Genomic DNA, 18,260 nt, shown 5'->3' on the forward strand with positions numbered 1-18,260 from the left:
GCCCGGGCGCAATGGCGCTGTACCTGATTATCCTGAGTTTAGGCGGTTCAGCCTGTCGCCACGCTGAACCGCCTGGGAGCAAGAGCATATGCGCAAACCTTAGCGGAAATTGCCGAGCCCGCTGAGACGCACGTCATACACCCGGCCCCGATCCACGAAGCAGGTGAAGCGACCACGATCGACACCGCCACCACGCCAGCGACCGCCCTGTTCGACAACAAGTCTACCTTGTACGCGCAGGCCACGGCGAGTGCGGTCGATATCGCGAATATCGGTGACCTGCGCGAAGCGTCCGAAACGGCGCGCTTCCAGTTCGGCAGCGCGGACGCACTGGTTGACAGCACGGTCACCGCGCCCTCCCCAGCCACCACCATTCCAGCCGGGGCCACCGCCGTGCCACTGTGCCGCCGCAGGGACCGTCGCCGAAGCCATGGCAGCAGCGCCGAGCAGCGCTGCGCCAATAACACTCTTTGCCTTTGCCATCGTCCAATTCCTTCCGTCGCCGCCGCCCATGCTGGCGGGATGAACTGGTTCTATCGATTCGCCGATGTGGCGAGGCTGAATTGGGATGACAGCATCTGTTCAGAAATATGGCAGATTATATGAACAGTTTGAAAGCGAGGCCTAGCGTGGCTGCGAGGCCCAGCACTTCGATCATCGGTCGCTTGAGAACAAGCAGATGCACGGCTGCCCAACCAGCCAGCACCAGAGCCAGCCAGTCGATCGACCCCGCATCCGGCCAGTCGAACCGCAGCGGACCCAATTGGCGCTCGCCTATCCGAGTGAAAATGACGTGCAACGCAAACCACAGGCTCAGATTGGCGATGACGCCGACGACCGACGCCGTGATCGCTGCGAGCGCGCCCTTCAGGCGCAGGGCATGCTGCAGGCGGTCGATCCAGGGCGCAAAGGTAAAAATCCACAGGAAGCAGGGTGCGAAGGTGACCCATATCGTCAGCAGCGCGCCAAGCACTCCGGCAACCAGCGGCGTGAACGGCGCCGCGTCGCGATAGGCGGCGAGAAAGCCGACGAACTGCGTCACAAGGATAAGCGGGCCCGGTGTCGTCTCTGCCAGCCCCAGCCCGTCCGCCATCTCGCCCGCACTCAGCCAGCCAAAATCCTGCACCGCCTGCTGCGCCATATAGGCGAGCACTGCATAGGCCCCGCCAAAGGTCACCACTGCGAGCTGTGAGAAGAAGAGCCCGATGTGCATCAGCACATGATCGTCGCCCAGAATGGCCCAGATGCCAATCAGGGGGAAGGCCCAGATCGCTCCCCATGCGGCCATAGTGCGAAGCGTCGTAGCGATCGACGAATGCGCTGGCATGTCTTGGACCTGCCCTCCGGGTTTCACCGCGAGCCAACTGGGCCTATAGGTCGCCGCCAACCATCCCGTAACGCCTGCCCCGAGCACCACCAGCGGAAACGGCAGGTCGAACAGCGCCAGCGCGACGAACGCCGCTGCCGCCAGGGCACGCTTGAACCCGGTATCAAGCGCGCGCGCCCCAATCCGCAGCAGCGCCTGCACCACGACCGCGAGCACCGCCGCCTTGATCCCCAGGAACAGTGCTGCGAACCAGTCGAGCCCCGCCGCTGCGACATAGAGCATCGACAGCACCATGATGATCGCGACGCCCGGCAGCAGGAACAGCGTTCCGGCCATCAACCCACCGCGCAGCCCATGCAGCCGCCAGCCGATATAGGTCGCCAGCTGCTGAGCCTCTGGACCGGGAAGCAAGTGGCAGAAATTGAGCGCGTGCAGGAATTGCGGCTCTTCGATCCAGCGACGCCTGTCCACCAGCTCGTCATGCATCAGTGCGATCTGCCCCGCCGGCCCGCCAAAGCTCAGCAACCCGATCCGCGCAAATACGCGCACGCTTTCCCAAAATGTCGGATGTTCGCTTGTCATAAACCCCGCAACCGTTCCTCCGCGCCGTCGCACGGAATGCCATGAACGGCAAAGCTTGGGAGCTGAAAGCACCTGACCGGGGGTTCGCCTTGCCCCGATGGACGCAGCGCTATCAGGTTGGTGCGAGCGATGGAAGAGGGCACGCCCCTCCCTAGCGCGGGAAGGGACATGGCGACACCATTCAAGCAAAAACCCCGGCAGTTGCCCGCCGGGGTTTCGTATTATTCAAAAGCGGATCAGCCGATCACAGCTTGCCGGTCAGCTCCGGCACGGCGGTGAACAGGTCTGCCACCAGGCCGATGTCCGCCACCTGGAAGATCGGGGCGTCCTCGTCCTTGTTGATGGCGATGATGGTCTTGCTGTCCTTCATGCCCGCAAGGTGCTGGATCGCGCCGGAAATGCCGACCGCGACATAGACTTCCGGAGCGACGATCTTGCCGGTCTGGCCGACCTGATAGTCGTTGGGAACGTAACCTGCGTCCACTGCGGCGCGCGAGGCACCGATGCCGGCGCCGAGCTTGTCGGCGAGCGGGGTGATCACTTCCTCGAACTTCTCGCCCGAACCCAGCGCGCGGCCGCCCGAGACGATCACCTTGGCACTGGTCAGTTCCGGGCGCTCGCTCTTGGCGATTTCGGCGCTGACGAAGCTCGACAGACCGGCATCAGCCGCGCCGCCGACATTCTCGATTGCCGCCGAACCGCCTTCGGTCGCCGCCTTGTCGAAGGCGGTGCCGCGCACCGTGATGACCAGCTTGGCGTCCGACGATTCGACGGTGGCGATCGCGTTGCCCGCATAGATCGGACGGGTGAAGGTCTTGGGACCTTCAACCGAGAGAATGTCCGAAATCTGCATAACATCGAGCAGGGCAGCGACGCGCGGAGCGATGTTCTTGCCGGTGGTGGTGGCGGGCGCGAGGAATGCGTCGTGGCTTTCCATCAGCTTGGCGACCAGAGGCGCGACGTTTTCAGCGAGGCCATGCTCGAGCGAGGCATCGTCGGCAACATGCACGGTGGCGACACCGGCGACCTTGGCGACCTGCTCGGCGACCGCGCCGCAGCCCGAGCCCGCGACCAGCGCGTGGACTTCACCCAGCTTGCCCGCAGCTGTAACGACCGCCAGCGTTGCATCCTTCATGACCGCATTGTCATGCTCAACCCATACGAGCGTCTTCATGCGCCAACTCCCATTTCCTTGAGCTTGCCGACCAGCGCGTCGACATCGGCAACCTTGATCCCGGCGCTGCGCACCGGCGGTTCTGTGACCTTGAGCGTCGTCAGGCGCGGAGCGATGTCCACGCCGTAATCGCCGGGGGTCTTGGTATCGAGCGGCTTCTTCTTCGCCTTCATGATATTGGGCAGCGAGGCATAGCGCGGCTCGTTCAGGCGAAGGTCGGTGGTGACGATCGCGGGCGTGTTCAGCTTGACGGTCTGCAGGCCGCCATCGATTTCACGCGCAACGGTGACGCTGTCGCCTTCCACCGCAACGGTGTTGGCAAAGGTCGCCTGCCCCCAGCCGAGCAGGGCTGCGAGCATCTGACCGGTCTGGTTGCTGTCATCGTCGATCGCCTGCTTGCCGAGCAGGATCAGGCCGGGATTTTCTTCCGCAGCCACCTTGGCCAGCAGCTTGGCAACCGCCAGCGGCTCGACGGTTTCGTCGGTTTCGATGAGGATCGCGCGATCGGCACCCATGGCGAGTGCGGTGCGCAGCGTTTCCTGCGCCTTGGCAGGGCCGACCGACACGGCGACGACTTCTTCCGCCTTGCCCGCTTCCTTGATACGCAGTGCCTCTTCGACAGCGATCTCGTCAAACGGGTTCATGCTCATCTTGACGTTGGCCAGGTCAACCCCGGTGCCATCCGCCTTGACGCGCGGCTTCACATTATAGTCGATGACCCGTTTCACGGGCACAAGGATCTTCATGGCGCTTCCTTCCCTAATGATCGTGAACCCTATCTAGTTTCCGTTCACGTAAACGTCAAGTGGGGGCATAGACCCCATCCTCTCCCTTTACGGGAGAGGATATGGAGACTTGGCAGCCCTGAGCTTGTCGAAGGACTGCCTAGTCGCAATTGGAGAGGGCCAGTGCTGGGCGCAAGCGCCGCGCAGCCACCCTTTCCCAGCTTCGACTAGGTTCGCGTTCCGCGCACCAAGTCTTCGCACCCCTCTCCCGTCAAGGAAGAGGGGTGTGATGATGAAATCAAGCCGCCTGCTTGACCTGCGCGACGATCTTCTCTGCGGCATCGCCCAGATTGTCGGCGCTGACGATCGGCAGGCCGCTGTTCGCCAGAATGTCCTTGCCCTGCTGCACGTTGGTGCCTTCCAGACGCACGACCAGCGGCACCGACAGGTTCACTTCCTTGGCGGCTGCGACGATGCCCTCGGCGATGATATCGCACTTCATGATGCCGCCGAAGATGTTGACCAGGATGCCCTTCACCGCCGGATCGGAAAGGATGATCTTGAACGCTGCGGTCACCTTCTCCTTGCTCGCGCCGCCGCCGACATCGAGGAAGTTGGCGGGGAACATGCCATTGAGCTTGATGATGTCCATCGTCGCCATGGCCAGGCCCGCACCATTGACCATGCAGCCGATATCGCCATCGAGCTTGATATAGGCGAGGTCGTACTTGGACGCTTCGACTTCCATCGGGTCTTCCTCGGTCTCGTCGCGCAGCGCCTCGACATCGGGGTGGCGATAGAGCGCGTTCGAATCGAAGCTCATCTTGGTGTCGAGCACCAGCAGCTTGCCGTCCTTGGTTTCGACCAGCGGATTGATCTCGAGCATCGCGCAATCGAGATCCATGAACGCGGTGTACAACTGCTGCGCCAGCTTGGCGGCCTGCTTGTTGAGATCGCCGGTCAGCTTGAGCGCGAAGGCCACCGCGCGGCCATGGTGCGGCATGAAGCCCTGCGCGGGATCGATGGTGATGGTGGTGATGCGCTCAGGAGTGTCGTGCGCGACCTGCTCGATGTCCATGCCGCCTTCGGTCGAGACGATCATCGCGACGCGGCCGGTCTTGCGATCGACCAGCATCGACAGATAATATTCGGCGGCAATGTCGACGCCGTCGGTGATGTACAGGCGGTTGACCTGCTTGCCCGCATCGCCGGTCTGGATGGTGACCAGCGTGTTGCCGAGCATTTCGCCCGCGTCCTTGCGGACATCATCGAGCGACTTGGCGAGACGTACGCCGCCCTTGGCATCTGCGCCCAGTTCCTTGAACTTGCCCTTGCCGCGACCGCCAGCATGGATCTGCGCCTTGACGACATAAAGCGGCCCAGGCAGCTTTTCGGCTCCGGCAACCGCCTCTTCGACGGTCAGCGCAGCATGGCCGGCAGGGATGCCGATGCCATATTTCGCGAGCAGTTCCTTGGCCTGATATTCGTGGATGTTCATGAGGGCTCCCATGCCTTTCTGATATGGCCGGGCGGACGACTCGATTTCGGTCCAAACCCGACCGTTAATCGGTCGATGAACGTATGTGGCCGCGCTAAAGCATAGACGCGCGCCAAAGGAAACCCTGCAATCGAACAGGGTGTAGCGGTTTTCGGCCGGTCAGTTGCGGACTGCGCAAATCAGGCCCGACGAGCTGACAACACCAACGATTTCCGGATCGCCCAGCGCTCTTGTCCGTCGCAGGAACTCGTCGAAATTGCCTGCCTGGCTCAATCTGCCGAGGCGGCCAAGACGCTGCAGCTGCACGAGCGACAGGCGATCGACCATCCGGCTCGCCATGCAGGCCGAGACCGGCCGGCTGAGGCCCGTGCGTTCGAGCGCGGCGCGCGTGCGTGCTTCGGGGGTGGCACAGCCGGAAAGCGGCAGGATCACGAGGCAGGCAAGCACAGCGCCATTGCGCCATGCTCGCCCCCGCCCCGCGACCCCGGCTCGCACGATCAGGCTTCGGTCTTCACGCCCTGGGCGCGCTCGATCGCCTCGACGATGATGCGGCGTGCCTCTTCGGCATCGCCCCACTTGCCGATTCGGACCCACTTCTCGGTTTCCAGGTCCTTGTAATGGGTGAAGAAATGCTCGATCTGAGCGAAGACGATGTCGGGCATGTCTTCCTTCTCGCGCACGTCGCTATAATAAGGGAAGGTCGCGGTATCGGGCACGCACACGACCTTTTCGTCGCCGCCATGCTCGTCTTCCAGGTTGAGCACTGCGATCGGTCGCGCACGGACCACCGATCCGGGCATGAACGGCGAGCGGGCCACCACCAGCGCGTCAAGCGGGTCGCCATCGGGCGACAGCGTGTGCGGAATGAAGCCATAGTTCGCGGGATAGCGCATCGGCGTGTGGAGGATGCGATCGACGAACAGTGCACCCGAATCCTTGTCGAACTCGTACTTCACCGGTTCGCCGCCCGTAGGCACTTCGATGATCACGTTGACATTGTTCGGCGGGTTCTTGCCGGTCGGAATGTTCTTGATAAGCATGTGGATGGAGGCCTTTGTTCTGGTTTCCCCCCGGTGAACTACCTGCCCGTTCCTTCAGCGTTCAGCGGGTTTGCGGCGCAAGCAGGCGGTCCAGGCCGGTTTCGCCCTGCCCCGTCTTGCGGAGCGCCGGATAGCGCAAGCCGCCCTTATAGGAAAGTGCGGTTTCGCGGTATCTTTTGCCGCGCTTGACCAGAAGCTGGACGGTCCCGGTGGTCGGAGTCGCTGCCACGGCTGCCTTCAGGGCTTCGCCGGAATAATCGCGGCTGGCAACGCCGGTGATCTGATCCCCCACCGTCATTCCCGCCGCAAAAGCCGGGCTGTCCCATATCACCTGTGCAATCTTGCCGTCCTTCTCGACGATCAGCCCGATCGAGTGGCTAAGATCCGAGGTGCCCGACGCCACCTCGCCCGAACGGATGAAGTTGCTCGGCTCGGGGACGTAAACCAGCTCATATCCACCCAGCACGAAGCCCTGCTTGGTCACTTGCGGCGTCACCTCGAAAACGCGGCCCTGGAAAAATCCCTGCCAGTCATACGGCTGCACGGCATTCAGCGCCGCGACAACATCAGGCAACTCATAGGTGACCACACCCCAGTCGCCCTCGCGTCCTCCGAAGAAGCTGCGCGCGAAATCCTGCAACGAGCGTGCATTGCCCGATTCGCGGCGGATGATCTGATCGGCCTCCAGCCAGATCATCATGCCCTCATTGTAATAGTCCTCGCTGCGCTGATAGCTCGCCCAGCCCTTGGGACGGCGCGCAGCGATGATGGGGTCGTGCGTGGTATCGACAAGCGGGCGCCAGTTGCGCCCGGCACGGCGGTCCAGCCCGGCAGCGATGGCGGCAAAGGCATCGAGCGTATCCTGATAGCTGAACAGGCCCGATCGCGCGCCCAATACATAGCCCCAGAACTGGGTCTGCCCCTCATAGACCCAGAGCAGGTCGTCGCGGCTGGGCGTGCGGAAATCGGGCGCCCAGATGCCCTGCGGACGACGATGCTTGCCGTTCCAGCTGTGCGTCATCTCGTGCGGCAGCAGGTTGCGCGATCCGGGCCCCTTGGCCCAGTCGGTGAAATAGCCGGTACCGACGCCGTTTTCGCTGCTGCGATGATGTTCGATGCCGATGCCGCTCATTTCGTCGGACAGCGACAGCAGGAAATCATAGCGATCATAATGCCGCGTGCCGAACAGGTTCTCGGCCTCGGCAACCAGTCGTCTGTGCGCCTCGATCTGGTCCGGAGTGGCGGCCAGATATTCTGGCGCATCGGCAACGACGTTGAGCGTCACCTTGTCCGACAGCGGCCAGCTCTTGAAATGTGCCCCTGCGAACATCGGACTGTCGACCAGCGTATCGTAATCGACCCGCTCGTAAGCAACCCTGTTGCCGGTGGTGCGCTTGGGCCGCATCGCGCTGCCCGCCTGCCATCCGGCGGGCCAGGTAACCGTTGCATCAACCGGAATGTTGCGGGTGAAATAGCCAGCGGGATAAAGCGATACGTTGTTCCAGCGCAGATTCATCATCTTGGGCGCCACAACCACACGCCCCTGATTGCCGGCAGTCGGGCTGACGAACTGGAAACTGGCTACAAGCTCGCGCGCACCCGCAGGCAGAGTGATGTGAAAGGCGTTCACGTCGATCGAATCGCGCCGCCATACCAGCGGCTTGCCATCTGCACTGAATTTCAGGCCGACAAGCTTCTCGATCTCGCCACGCGGCGCGTGGTTGCCGGGCAGCCATTGCGGGTAAAGTAGTGTCAGGCGCCCGCTCTTCCGCGCCTCTTCGGGCACGGGGATGGTCTGCTTCATGCTGAAGATCGCCCGATCGATATCGGTCGCATCCACCTCCAGCGTCATCACGCCGGGAAACGGCACATCGCGCGCCTCGGGTATCAGGTCAGCGATCGGTACCGGCTGCGGCTTGCTGTTCTGCCCAAGGCCGGGCGATGCGACGAGTGCGAGGGCGATGCAGGTGGACGCGAAAAGATGCCGCAATTTCAGAACCCTTTGAATGTGCATGATGCCGCACCATAAGCACGCCACTCAAAAAAATGCACCCGCCGGTTTGGCGTCGCCAGAAAAAGTCGCTAATGGCGGCGAAATATGGGCAAAATTACCACACCGGGCGCGATCCGCGGCACCCAGGACATTTTCGGCGAGGATCAGGAGCGTTTCGGCCATGTCGTCGAGACGTTCGAGCGCGTCCGCCGCCTCTACAATTTCCGTCGCGCCGAAATGCCGGTGTTCGAGGCCACCGCCGTGTTCGCCCGCTCGCTGGGCGAGACCACCGACGTCGTGTCGAAGGAAATGTACTCTTTCGAGGACCGGAGCGGCGATTCGCTGACTTTGAGGCCCGAATTCACGGCAGGCCTGGCGCGTGCGTATCTCACCAACGGCTGGCAGCAATATGCCCCGCTCAAGCTTGCGACGCACGGCCCGCTGTTCCGCTACGAACGCCCGCAAAAGGGCCGCTACCGCCAGTTCCACCAGATCGATGCCGAAATCATCGGCGCGGGCGATCCTCAGGCCGATGTCGAACTGCTGGTGATGGCCGATCATATCCTGCGCGAATTGGGCATTACCGATGGCGTGACGCTGCAGCTCAACACCCTGGGCGATGCGGCGAGCCGGGACGCCTGGCGGGCAGCACTGATTCAGCATTTCCACGCGCATAGGGGCGATCTTTCACAGGATTCGCAGGACCGGCTGGAGCGTAATCCGCTGCGCATCCTTGACAGCAAGGAAGCCCAGGATCGCCCGATCGCCGACGCCGCGCCCGATATCGACGCCTTCCTCACCGATGAGGCCGCCGCGTTCTTCGACAAGGTGACCAGCGGCCTCGACGCGGCTGGCGTCGCCTGGACGCGCAATGCGCGCCTGGTGCGCGGACTGGACTATTATCGCCATACCGCGTTCGAATTCGTCACTGACCGATTGGGGGCGCAGGGTACGGTGCTCGGCGGCGGACGGTATGATGGCCTGATCGAAAATCTTGGTGGCCCGGCAACGCCAGCCGTCGGATGGGCTGCGGGAATCGAACGCCTGGCCATGCTGTGCGATCTGTCAGATCAAAGCCTTGGGCTCGATGTCATCATAGCCGTGGAGGATGATCGCGCCCTGCCCGCCGCCACAAAAGCCCAGGCCATGCTGCGGCATGCAGGTATTTCTTCAGACATGATCGCTAGCGGATCGCCGCGAAAGCGTTATGACAAGGCGGCAAAGACAAACGCCAAGCTATTGGTTTCATTTCAGCATGACGGTGAGCAGGCGAAGCCGAACATCAGATCGGCAGCAGAAAGCGAACTGCGTGATGAAGTCGCAGCAGTGCTGAAGATTATTTCAACAGTTTGATGGCATAGCGCGTGTCAAATGCCGTATCCTGACAGAATCGAGCACAGCCGTCTCGTGGGACGGAAGCCGTATGTGGCAGGATCTCGGGGGGAGATAAGTGAATGACCCGGATTTCCGGTGAGCGTATTGCGCAGATCGAGGCGCGTTTCGGCAAGCTGCAGGCGCTCATGGCCTCCGGCACGCTGGACGGCGAGGACTTTGTTCAGACCGCCAAGGATTATGCCGAACTGGAGCCTGTAGCCCGGGCCGCTGCAGAGGTGCGTCGTCTGCGCGCCGAACTCGAGGTGCTCGAGGGACTTATCGGCGATGGCGATTCCGATCCCGATATCGTCAAGCTGGCCGCTGGCGAGGCCGAGACGATCCGCGAACGCCTGCCCCCTGCCGAAAAGAAGCTGGCGATCAAGCTGCTGCCGCGCGACAGCGCCGACAACCGCCCGGCAATGCTGGAAATCCGCGCCGGCACCGGCGGAGACGAAGCAGCCCTGTTTGCGGGCGATCTTTTGCGCATGTACACCCGCTTTGCTGAAGAGCAGGGCTGGAAGATCGATATTCTGTCTGCCAACGCCGCCGATGTCGGCGGGTTCAAGGAAGTCATCGCCTCGGTCAACGGCATCGGCGTGTTCGCCAAGCTGAAATATGAAAGCGGCGTGCACCGGGTGCAGCGCGTGCCAGTGACCGAAAGCGGCGGGCGCATCCACACCAGCGCCGCCACGGTCGCCGTCCTGCCCGAGCCCGAAGAGGTCGACGTGCAGATCAACGACAACGACCTGCGCATCGATGTCTATCGCGCCTCCGGATCCGGCGGCCAGCACGTCAACACCACCGACAGCGCGGTGCGCATCACGCACATCCCCTCGGGCCTGGTGGTAACGCAGCAGGACGAAAAGTCCCAGCATAAGAACAAGGCCAAGGCGCTGAAGGTGCTCGCCGCGCGGCTCTATGAGCTGGAGCGCAGCAAGGTGGCGAGCGCCGAAGCCGATGCGCGCAAGTCGATGGTCGGCTCAGGCGATCGGTCGGAGCGCATCCGTACCTACAATTTCCCCCAGGGCCGGGTCACCGACCATCGGATCAACCTCACGCTGCACCGTCTCGACGAGATACTCGAAGGCTGGGGCCTTAACGAACTGATCAGCGCGCTGACCGCAGAGGATCAGGCAGCGCGGCTGGCGAACATGGACATGGCGGGGTGAACCACATGCGGCTCCTGGTCATCGCGTCGCCAGGCTCATGACCGGAACCATAGCCGATGCGCTGCGTGAGGCAGCGCAGACGCTGTCCACCGTAACGGAAACGCCAAGGCTGGACGCCGAGCTGCTGATGGCCGATGCTCTCGACATCGATCGTGGCCGGATGCTGCTCATGCACACGCGTGACGCCGTGCCCGAAGGCTTTGCGCCCCGCCTTGCCCGAAGACTGGCGCATGAACCCGTGGCCTATATTACCGGTCGTCAGGACTTCTGGACGCTGAGCCTCATGGTTTCACCCGCTGTCCTTATTCCGCGCAGTGACAGCGAGACGCTGATCGAGGCTGCTTTGGACCTTTTCCAAGACCAAGGCCCGAAGCGCATTCTTGATCTTGGCACGGGATCGGGCGCGCTGCTGCTGGCGGCATTATCCGAATTTCCTTCATCCACGGGCATCGGCATCGACGCCAGCGAGGCTGCGCTGGAAATTGCACGCGCCAATGCCGGGGTGACGGGTCTGGCAGCGCGGGCACAATTGCTCCATGGGAACTGGCGGCAGGACGGATGGATCGACGCCCTTCCCGGCCCGTTCGACCTTGTTCTCGCCAACCCGCCCTATATCGAGCGCGAGGCCGTGCTGGCGCCGCAGGTGCGCGCCCACGAGCCGCATGATGCCCTGTTTGCCGGCGATGACGGGCTTGACGACTATCGCATCCTCGTTCCCGCCCTCCCCCGGCTGCTCGCTCCCGAAGGCGTCGCCATCTTCGAGATCGGCGCGACCCAGCGCGAGCCGGTGTCGCAGATCGCTGCTGCGCAGAGCCTTGACGTACAGTGTCGACAGGACCTGGCCGGTCACGACCGCGCATTGATACTGCGCCGCCAGCGCTCTGCCTGATATTTCGCTTGGCAAGGGCCCGGCTAACCGCTACCACCCATGCAGCAAGACAGCTGATGCTGGCGAAGGGCCCATCACGCTTGCTGACCCCAATCATCTTGTTCGGGCAGCTTATCACGGCCACTCAAAGCGGATGAAAGGCTTGGGACGCGCGGCGCGCCCTTAGGGGCGACGGCCTGCACGGACGCGCAGAGGACACGCAGGAAACTTGCGACTGATAAGGAAGCGTCAACTTTGAACAACAATCGTGGAACGAGCCGTCGTCGCGGCCGTGGCAATAACCGTCCGCAGAACAATGGTCGCGGCGGAGGCATGGATCAGGGCAACCGGATCGACAGTCGCGCCCGCGGCAATGCCACGCAGATGCTCGAGAAATACAAGAAGATGGCGCATGATGCGCAGATGAACGGTGACCGAGTGGCCACCGAATATTATCTGCAATTTGCCGACCATTATTTCCGCGTGCTCGCTGACAACCGCGCCCGTCAGGACGAATTTCGCCGTCCGCGCGAGGATCAGGGCCGTGACGGCGGCGACTATGCCGATGACGAGGACGATGGCGTCTACGGTTCCGGCCAGGGTCAGCGCAACTATGCGCAGGACCAGGCCGATGATGCCAGTGCCCGCGGTCAGGATGACGATGGCGTCGATGAGGGGGAGGAACCCCGCAACCAGCGCCGCGACCATCAGCAGCGCGAGGGACGCCAGAACAGCGAGCGTCGCGAGCGTCGTCCCCGCGGTGATCGCGAGGAAGGACGTCGCGAAGACGGTCAGCGTCCGGAACGGCAGGAGCGGCAACCGCGCCATCGCCAGGATGCAGACCAGCGCCAGGACGAGACTCCTGCCACCAGCGCACCGGTCGAAGCAGCAGAGGCATCGAGCGACGATGCCAAGCCGCGGCGCACGTTGCGCGGTCGCGGTCGCCCGCCGCGCGCTGCAGATGCGGAAACCAGCAATGCGCTCGATCCAATGATCCTGCCGCCTGCCATCGGTGTTGCCACCGAGGCGGCAGCGGAAGCAGAGGCTCCCAAGCCGAAGCGCCGGGCTGCGCCGCGCCGCAAGGCTGCAGAGTCGGGCGATATGGAAGCAGCAGCGGCGGAATAAGGTTGCAGCGGGCCCCGAGCGGCCCGTCGCTCCGAAAACAAGAAGGGGCGCGGTCCGGACCTGGACCGCGCCCCTTCTTGTTTCATTCGATCCGGGGAAGATCAGTAGCGTTGCTGGCGCTCGTAAAGGTCGCGGTAATGCTGGATGCGCGTGACGCGCAGCCCCGGCATGCCCGAACGATCGACGGCCCGTTGCCAAGAGGCAAATTCCTCGAGCGTCAGGTCATAGCGCTCGCACACTTCATCGATCGTCAGCAGCCCGCCATTGACGGCGGCAACGACCTCTGCCTTGCGACGCACGACCCAGCGCTTGGTGCCCGGGGCCGGCAGGTTGTCCAGCGTCAAGGGTTCGCCGAGCGGACCAATGACCTGTGCCGGTTTGATTTTCTGATTCTCGATCATCACGTCCTCAAAACGCCTGGTGACTGCAACTTTGCGCGGGCCCAGGATGTAACCAATCGGCTTTTCGATTGACTGAAGCACAATGGTAAACACCATTTTGACCTTGCTGTTCCGTTGGGGTGAAACGGTTCAGCGCGTCGGCAAAGTGCGGATTGAAGCTGCCCGGCACCACTTGATCGGTCTTCACCTGGCCAGCCAGCCATGCCGCGAACACCCGCACCGGATCGGTCGCCTCTTTAACCATAGGGGGGTGGTCAAGGCGCGCAATCACGGGCGTGGCGGCAAGCGCACGCAGGATGTCCATGTCGAGCGCGCGCAGATTCATCGGCGCGCTTTCGGCAAGGTGGACCGAGTCATGAGGGAAGTTCATGTCCATGCCCAGGATGTAACACGCAAACCGTAAGAGCAGGTAAAAGCTGCCTTCACAGGTGATTAGCCTTGGTTAAATGTCGCTAAGACCAAGTGAGAAACGCCCGGAATCATGGGGTTTGACACTGTCACGCGGATGCAATTTTTTGCCGGGCCGGGGTGGCAGAATGCTGCCGTCACCGCTAAATGCACCCTCATGCAGTTCCCCACCGCTTCCGGATTTCAGCTTGAAGGCGACATGAAGGCGCGACGAATCGTCGTGGCCATGTCCGGCGGGGTCGACTCGTCGGTGGTCGCCGGCCTCGCTGCCGCCACGGGCGCGGAAACGATCGGCATCACCCTGCAGCTTTATGACCATGGCGCTGCAGTGAAGCGCGCCGGCTCCTGCTGCGCGGGTCAGGACATCCGCGATGCCCGTGCAGTCGCCGATCGCCTGGGCATCGCCCATTACGTGTTCGATCATGAAAGCCGCTTCCGCGAATCCGTGGTCGACCGCTTCGCAGACGAGTATATGGCGGGGCGCACGCCCATTCCCTGCATCCAGTGCAACATGGGCGTGAAATTCACCGACCTGTTGCAGATGGCACGCGATCTAGGCGCAGATTGCCTGGCCACGGGCCACTATGTGCGCCGCGTGATGGGCAGCACCGGCCGTGCCGAACTGCACCGGGCGCATGACCCCGCACGGGACCAGAGCTATTTCCTGTTCGCCACCACCGACGAGCAGATGGATTTCCTGCGCTTTCCGCTGGGAGACCTGCCCAAGCCGCAGGTGCGCTCGCTCGCGCAGGACATGGGCCTGATCGTTGCGGCCAAGCCAGACAGCCAGGACATCTGCTTCGTTCCCGATGGCGATTATGCCGCCGTCGTTCGCAAGGTCCGGCCCGATGCCGATACGGGCGGCGAAATCGTGCATGTCGATGGCCGCGTGCTCGGCGAGCACAAGGGGCTGATCCATTATACCATTGGCCAGCGCAAGGGACTGGAAATTGGCGGTCAGCCGGTGCCGCTCTATGTGATCAAGCTGGACGCTGCGACGCGCCGTGTCATCGTCGGACCTCGGGCCGCGCTCGCCACCCGCGCCGCCGAAATCGTCGACATGAACTGGATAGGCGGCAGCTATGATGGCCCGATGCAGGCCAAGGTCCGATCGCTCGCGCGGCCTGCGCCTGTCACGATCGAAGGCAGCGGCGCGAACCGGAGACTAGTCTTCCTCCAGCCCGAATATGGTGTCGCTCCCGGTCAGGCGGCGGTGCTTTATGCCGGTGACCGCGTTCTCGGCGGCGGCTGGATCGCATCGACCGAACCCGTCGAAGCTTCGCTCGCAGCCTGATCGTTTTTGCGCTAGACCGCGCGCCCGGGGGGAATTTTCCGTGCGCTTCATCATCTGTGTTCTGACGACTTGCGCTTTGCAGGTCAGTTTTCCGGCGCATGGCCAGACTGCCGGGGAAGCAAGTACGGATGGGCTGTCGGTTTCAGGCAGCCTGCGTGTGCGCTACGAGTTGCTCGAAGGTCAGTTTCGCCCGGGCCTGCCACCGCGTGACGATGCCATGACCATCCAGACCGCCATTGCTGCCGAGTACAGGACCGGGCCCTGGCGGATCTCTGCCGAGCTGATCGACGCCCGTGCCTATCTGACAGACGCACCCGGCGCGGTAAGCACCAGCGAGGTCAACGCCCTGGAACTGAGCCGCGCCTCGATCAGCTATGCCAACGGCCCGGTCGAACTGACCGCCGGGCGGTTCCACCTCAATCTCGGCTCGCGCAGGCTGGCCGGGCGCAATGCGTTTCGGAACACGATCAACAGCTTTACCGGCATCAGGCTCGACTGGCGCGGAAAGGCTGACGATCATCTCGTCGCCTTCTACGCCCTGCCGCACACCCGGCTCCCATCAGCCCGTGGCGACCTGATCGACAATCGCGTGCGCTGGGACCGCGAAAGCTTCGACCTGACATTCTGGGGCGCCCATTATACCCGACCCGATCTGTTCGCCGGCGTGACACTGCAGGCCAATGCGTTCAAGCTGAACGAACGCGACGGCGACAATGGTCCCAACCGCAACCGGCATCTGTTCACCTGGGGTGGGCGGCTGCATCGCGCGCCCAAGGCCGGACAATGGGATATGGACCTCGAGGGCGCTGTGCAGAGCGGCACGATCCGCCAATCGATCGCCCCTGCCGCGCGCCGCCAGGATGTTCGCGCATTTTTCGCCCATGCCGAATTCGGATACAGTTTTGCTCTTCCCGGCAAACCGCGGCTTTCGGCCTTGCTCGACATGGCGAGCGGAGATGATCCGCGGACGCCGGGATCGTTCGGCCGGTTCGATACATTATACGGACCCCGACGCACCGACTTTGGACCGACGGGCATTTTCGGACCGCTGTTTCGCAGCAACCTGCTGGCTGGAGGTTTGCGCGGCGAAATTGCCCCCGCCGAGCGATGGGATGTGATGACGATGTGGCGCCCCGCCTGGCTCCACAGCCGCCGCGACCGGTTCGGCAATGCCGGCCCCTCCGATGTTCAGGGCCGGTCGGGCCGCTTTGCGGGACATATGGTCGAATTGCGGCTGGGCCACTGGCTTGTCGAGAAACGGCTGCGGGTGGAGGCAGGTGCAGCGGTGCTGACGAGCGGGCGCTTGCTGGAAGAGGCGCCCAATGCGACCGGCTTTGGAGATACCCGCTATGCCTATGGCCAGATGGTCGTGAACTTCTGACCCGGCCTCAGAACACTCGTTCGAGCGCCTTGTCGAGCATCCACAATTGCCACAGCAGGCGTGCGTTGTCGCTGCGGCCCGCGATATGGGCCTCGGCGACCTCGCTCAGCCGGACGGTATTGAACCAGCCGCTGCGCGCAAGCGCCGATCCGCTGGCGATGCGCCTGGCCTGCTCGGCCAGGGGCCCGCGAAACCATTGTGCTATCGGGCTGACGAACCCCATTTTGGGGCGATAGAGAATATCGTCTGGCAAGGTGCCGCGCATTGCCCGTTTCATCAGCCATTTGCCCTGCCCACCGCGCACACGCAGGGATTCGGGCAGCGAGGCGCTGAATTCGATCAGCCGGTAATCGAGCAGCGGTTCGCGCGCTTCCAGGCTGACGGCCATGCTGGTGCGATCGACCTTGGTCAGGATGTCGCCGGGCAGCCAAAGCTTCATATCGGCATATTGCGCGGCATCGAGGCCCGAGCGCGCTGGTGCCGCGTTCATCAGCGCGATCATGTGGTCCTCGCCGCGATAGCCGCCGAGCGCAGTACGATGGCTGTCCGAATAGAGCGCCTGGCGCGCGCCATAATCGGTCACGCCGACGGCATCGGCATAGCCCTCCGCCCCGGTGCGTGCGAGCGACAGCAAGGTCGATTTTGCCCGCAACGGCCGCGGTGCCCAATCGGCCTTGGGATAGAGCGCGCCGAGCGCCCCGAACACGGGTCCGCGCAAGCCCTGTGGCAGCAGGCTGCGCACCCTTTCCTCGCCATGATGAAAGACGTGGCGGCGATAGCCGGCCAGCGCCTCGTCCGCGCCGTCGCCCGACAGCGCGACGGTGACGCTTTCGCGCGCCAGCTGGCAAACGCGGAAGGTCGGAAGCATCGAGGCATCGGCAAAGGGCTCGTCAAACTGCGCAGCGACGTAATCGATGATCGCGATATCGTCTGGCGAGACGGTGCGGCTGCGGTGATCGGTAGCGAAGCGCCCGGCGATGCGGCGGGCGTAATCGCTCTCGTCCAGCGCAGCGACATCAAAGCCGATGCTGCAGGTCTTCACCGCCTGGGTGGAGCGCTCGGCCATCAGGGCAACGACGGTAGAGCTGTCGACGCCGCCGGAAAGGAACGCGCCCAGCGGCACGTCCGCCACCATCCGCGATGCCACCGCCTGACGCATGTGGTGGAGCAGTTCGGCCTGCAGATCGGCCACCGAGCCTCTGGCGCGGCGCGAGAAGTCGACGTCCCAGTAGCGCACCGGCTCCGGCAAGGGCTTGCCCCGCTCCAGCATCAGATAATGACCGGCAGGCAGCTTCTTCACCCCGCCGACGAAGCAGCGATGATCAGGGACATAGCCGAAGGCGAGATAGTCATCCACCGCCTGCAAGTCGGGCGCGCGGCGCAGCGCCGGGTGCGCGAGCAGGCCCTTGAGCTCGGACGCAAAGATCACGCTGCCATCGGGCAGGATGGCATAATGCAGCGGCTTCACACCCAGCCGGTCGCGCGCCATGAAGAGCCGCTGCTGCCGATGATCGAACAGCGCAAAGGCGAACATGCCGTTGAGCCGGTCGAGGCACCCCACACCCCATTGCCGCCACGCAGCGAGGATGACCTCGGTATCGCCAGACGTGCGGAATTGGTGACCCATTGCGCTCAGCTCGGCGCGGACCTCCTGGAAGTTGTAGATTTCGCCATTGAAGGTCAGCACATCGGCCTCGTCGGCGCTCAGCATCGGCTGTGCGCCGCCTTCCAGATCGATAATCGACAGCCGCAGATGACCCAGCCCTACCCCCGGTGCCGTCCAGCATCCGTTTCCGTCAGGGCCACGGTGCAGCATCGCATCGGTCATCAGCCGGATGCGCGCGGGATCGACCGGCTTGGCGGTTTCGAGATGAAAGATGCCTGCAATCCCGCACATGGCC

17 protein-coding genes are annotated in these 18,260 nt (G+C 63.4%); 6 read left to right on the plus strand and 11 right to left on the minus strand.

The window, feature by feature from the left end:
- Positions 1 to 99: 99 nt before the first annotated feature.
- From C7451_RS03240 to C7451_RS03275, 8 genes are all read right to left on the minus strand, one after another.
- Positions 100 to 483, minus strand: a complete 384-nt coding sequence (locus C7451_RS03240; RefSeq protein ID WP_146215276.1) for a hypothetical protein — start codon at positions 481 to 483, stop codon at positions 100 to 102.
- Between the two features lie 115 nt (positions 484 to 598).
- Positions 599 to 1,909, minus strand: a complete 1,311-nt coding sequence (gene chrA, locus C7451_RS03245) for a chromate efflux transporter (RefSeq protein WP_110297545.1) — start codon at positions 1,907 to 1,909, stop codon at positions 599 to 601.
- A gap of 244 nt (positions 1,910 to 2,153) precedes the next feature.
- The gene (locus tag C7451_RS03250; RefSeq protein ID WP_110297546.1) at positions 2,154 to 3,083 is read right to left on the minus strand and encodes an electron transfer flavoprotein subunit alpha/FixB family protein; all 930 of its coding nucleotides are present in this window, start codon (positions 3,081 to 3,083) and stop codon (positions 2,154 to 2,156) included.
- On the minus strand, positions 3,080 to 3,829 hold the full coding sequence (locus tag C7451_RS03255; RefSeq protein ID WP_110297547.1) for an electron transfer flavoprotein subunit beta/FixA family protein: 750 nt from the start codon (positions 3,827 to 3,829) through the stop codon (positions 3,080 to 3,082). The genes C7451_RS03250 and C7451_RS03255 overlap by 4 nt, the downstream gene beginning before the upstream one ends.
- 277 nt (positions 3,830 to 4,106) lie before the next feature.
- Positions 4,107 to 5,306: an ADP-forming succinate--CoA ligase subunit beta gene (gene sucC / locus C7451_RS03260; RefSeq protein WP_110297548.1), complete on the minus strand. Its 1,200-nt coding sequence runs from the start codon at positions 5,304 to 5,306 to the stop codon at positions 4,107 to 4,109.
- Between the two features lie 159 nt (positions 5,307 to 5,465).
- Positions 5,466 to 5,753 carry a hypothetical protein gene (locus tag C7451_RS03265; RefSeq protein WP_110297549.1) on the minus strand — a complete coding sequence of 96 codons (288 nt, stop codon included), beginning with the start codon at positions 5,751 to 5,753 and terminating at the stop codon, positions 5,466 to 5,468.
- A 50-nt stretch (positions 5,754 to 5,803) separates the two neighbouring features.
- Positions 5,804 to 6,346 (minus strand): inorganic diphosphatase, encoded by a 543-nt coding sequence (gene ppa, locus C7451_RS03270; RefSeq protein WP_110297550.1) that lies wholly within the window; start codon positions 6,344 to 6,346, stop codon positions 5,804 to 5,806.
- A gap of 61 nt (positions 6,347 to 6,407) precedes the next feature.
- Complete coding sequence (locus C7451_RS03275) at positions 6,408 to 8,360, minus strand: M61 family metallopeptidase (protein ID WP_110297551.1); 1,953 nt, start codon at positions 8,358 to 8,360, stop codon at positions 6,408 to 6,410.
- Positions 8,361 to 8,444: 84 nt separating this feature from the next.
- Between C7451_RS03275 and hisS the strand changes: the two genes are divergently transcribed.
- From hisS to C7451_RS03295, 4 genes are all read left to right on the plus strand, one after another.
- On the plus strand, positions 8,445 to 9,692 hold the full coding sequence (gene hisS, locus C7451_RS03280; protein ID WP_110297552.1) for a histidine--tRNA ligase: 1,248 nt from the start codon (positions 8,445 to 8,447) through the stop codon (positions 9,690 to 9,692).
- Between the two features lie 101 nt (positions 9,693 to 9,793).
- Complete coding sequence (gene prfA, locus C7451_RS03285; protein ID WP_110297553.1) at positions 9,794 to 10,882, plus strand: peptide chain release factor 1; 1,089 nt, start codon at positions 9,794 to 9,796, stop codon at positions 10,880 to 10,882.
- 37 nt (positions 10,883 to 10,919) lie between these two features.
- The gene (prmC, locus tag C7451_RS03290; RefSeq protein ID WP_110297554.1) at positions 10,920 to 11,771 is read left to right on the plus strand and encodes a peptide chain release factor N(5)-glutamine methyltransferase; all 852 of its coding nucleotides are present in this window, start codon (positions 10,920 to 10,922) and stop codon (positions 11,769 to 11,771) included.
- Between the two features lie 234 nt (positions 11,772 to 12,005).
- Positions 12,006 to 12,875 carry a DUF4167 domain-containing protein gene (locus C7451_RS03295; RefSeq protein WP_110297555.1) on the plus strand — a complete coding sequence of 290 codons (870 nt, stop codon included), beginning with the start codon at positions 12,006 to 12,008 and terminating at the stop codon, positions 12,873 to 12,875.
- 101 nt (positions 12,876 to 12,976) lie between these two features.
- Here C7451_RS03295 and sciP read toward each other — a convergent pair whose 3' ends face one another.
- Both sciP and C7451_RS19710 read right to left on the minus strand, forming a co-directional pair.
- On the minus strand, positions 12,977 to 13,276 hold the full coding sequence (gene sciP, locus C7451_RS03300; RefSeq protein WP_017670538.1) for a CtrA inhibitor SciP: 300 nt from the start codon (positions 13,274 to 13,276) through the stop codon (positions 12,977 to 12,979).
- A 7-nt stretch (positions 13,277 to 13,283) separates the two neighbouring features.
- A complete protein-coding gene (locus C7451_RS19710) occupies positions 13,284 to 13,652 on the minus strand; it encodes a hypothetical protein (protein ID WP_146215277.1) in 369 nt (122 codons plus the stop codon).
- Between the two features lie 189 nt (positions 13,653 to 13,841).
- On the opposite strand from C7451_RS19710, the gene mnmA reads away from it, so the two are divergent.
- Together mnmA and C7451_RS03315 are read left to right on the plus strand one after the other, a co-directional pair.
- Positions 13,842 to 14,978: a tRNA 2-thiouridine(34) synthase MnmA gene (gene mnmA, locus C7451_RS03310; protein WP_110297557.1), complete on the plus strand. Its 1,137-nt coding sequence runs from the start codon at positions 13,842 to 13,844 to the stop codon at positions 14,976 to 14,978.
- On the plus strand, positions 14,905 to 16,359 hold the full coding sequence (locus C7451_RS03315; protein ID WP_279629485.1) for an alginate export family protein: 1,455 nt from the start codon (positions 14,905 to 14,907) through the stop codon (positions 16,357 to 16,359). The genes mnmA and C7451_RS03315 overlap by 74 nt, the downstream gene beginning before the upstream one ends.
- A gap of 7 nt (positions 16,360 to 16,366) precedes the next feature.
- Here the strand turns inward: C7451_RS03315 and C7451_RS03320 are convergent, their stop codons facing one another.
- Complete coding sequence (locus C7451_RS03320; RefSeq protein ID WP_110297559.1) at positions 16,367 to 18,256, minus strand: XrtA/PEP-CTERM system amidotransferase; 1,890 nt, start codon at positions 18,254 to 18,256, stop codon at positions 16,367 to 16,369.
- Positions 18,257 to 18,260: the final 4 nt, after the last annotated feature.

This window comes from Blastomonas natatoria, from assembly GCF_003201955.1.
In the GTDB taxonomy this organism is placed as follows: Bacteria; Pseudomonadota; Alphaproteobacteria; order Sphingomonadales; family Sphingomonadaceae; genus Blastomonas; species Blastomonas natatoria.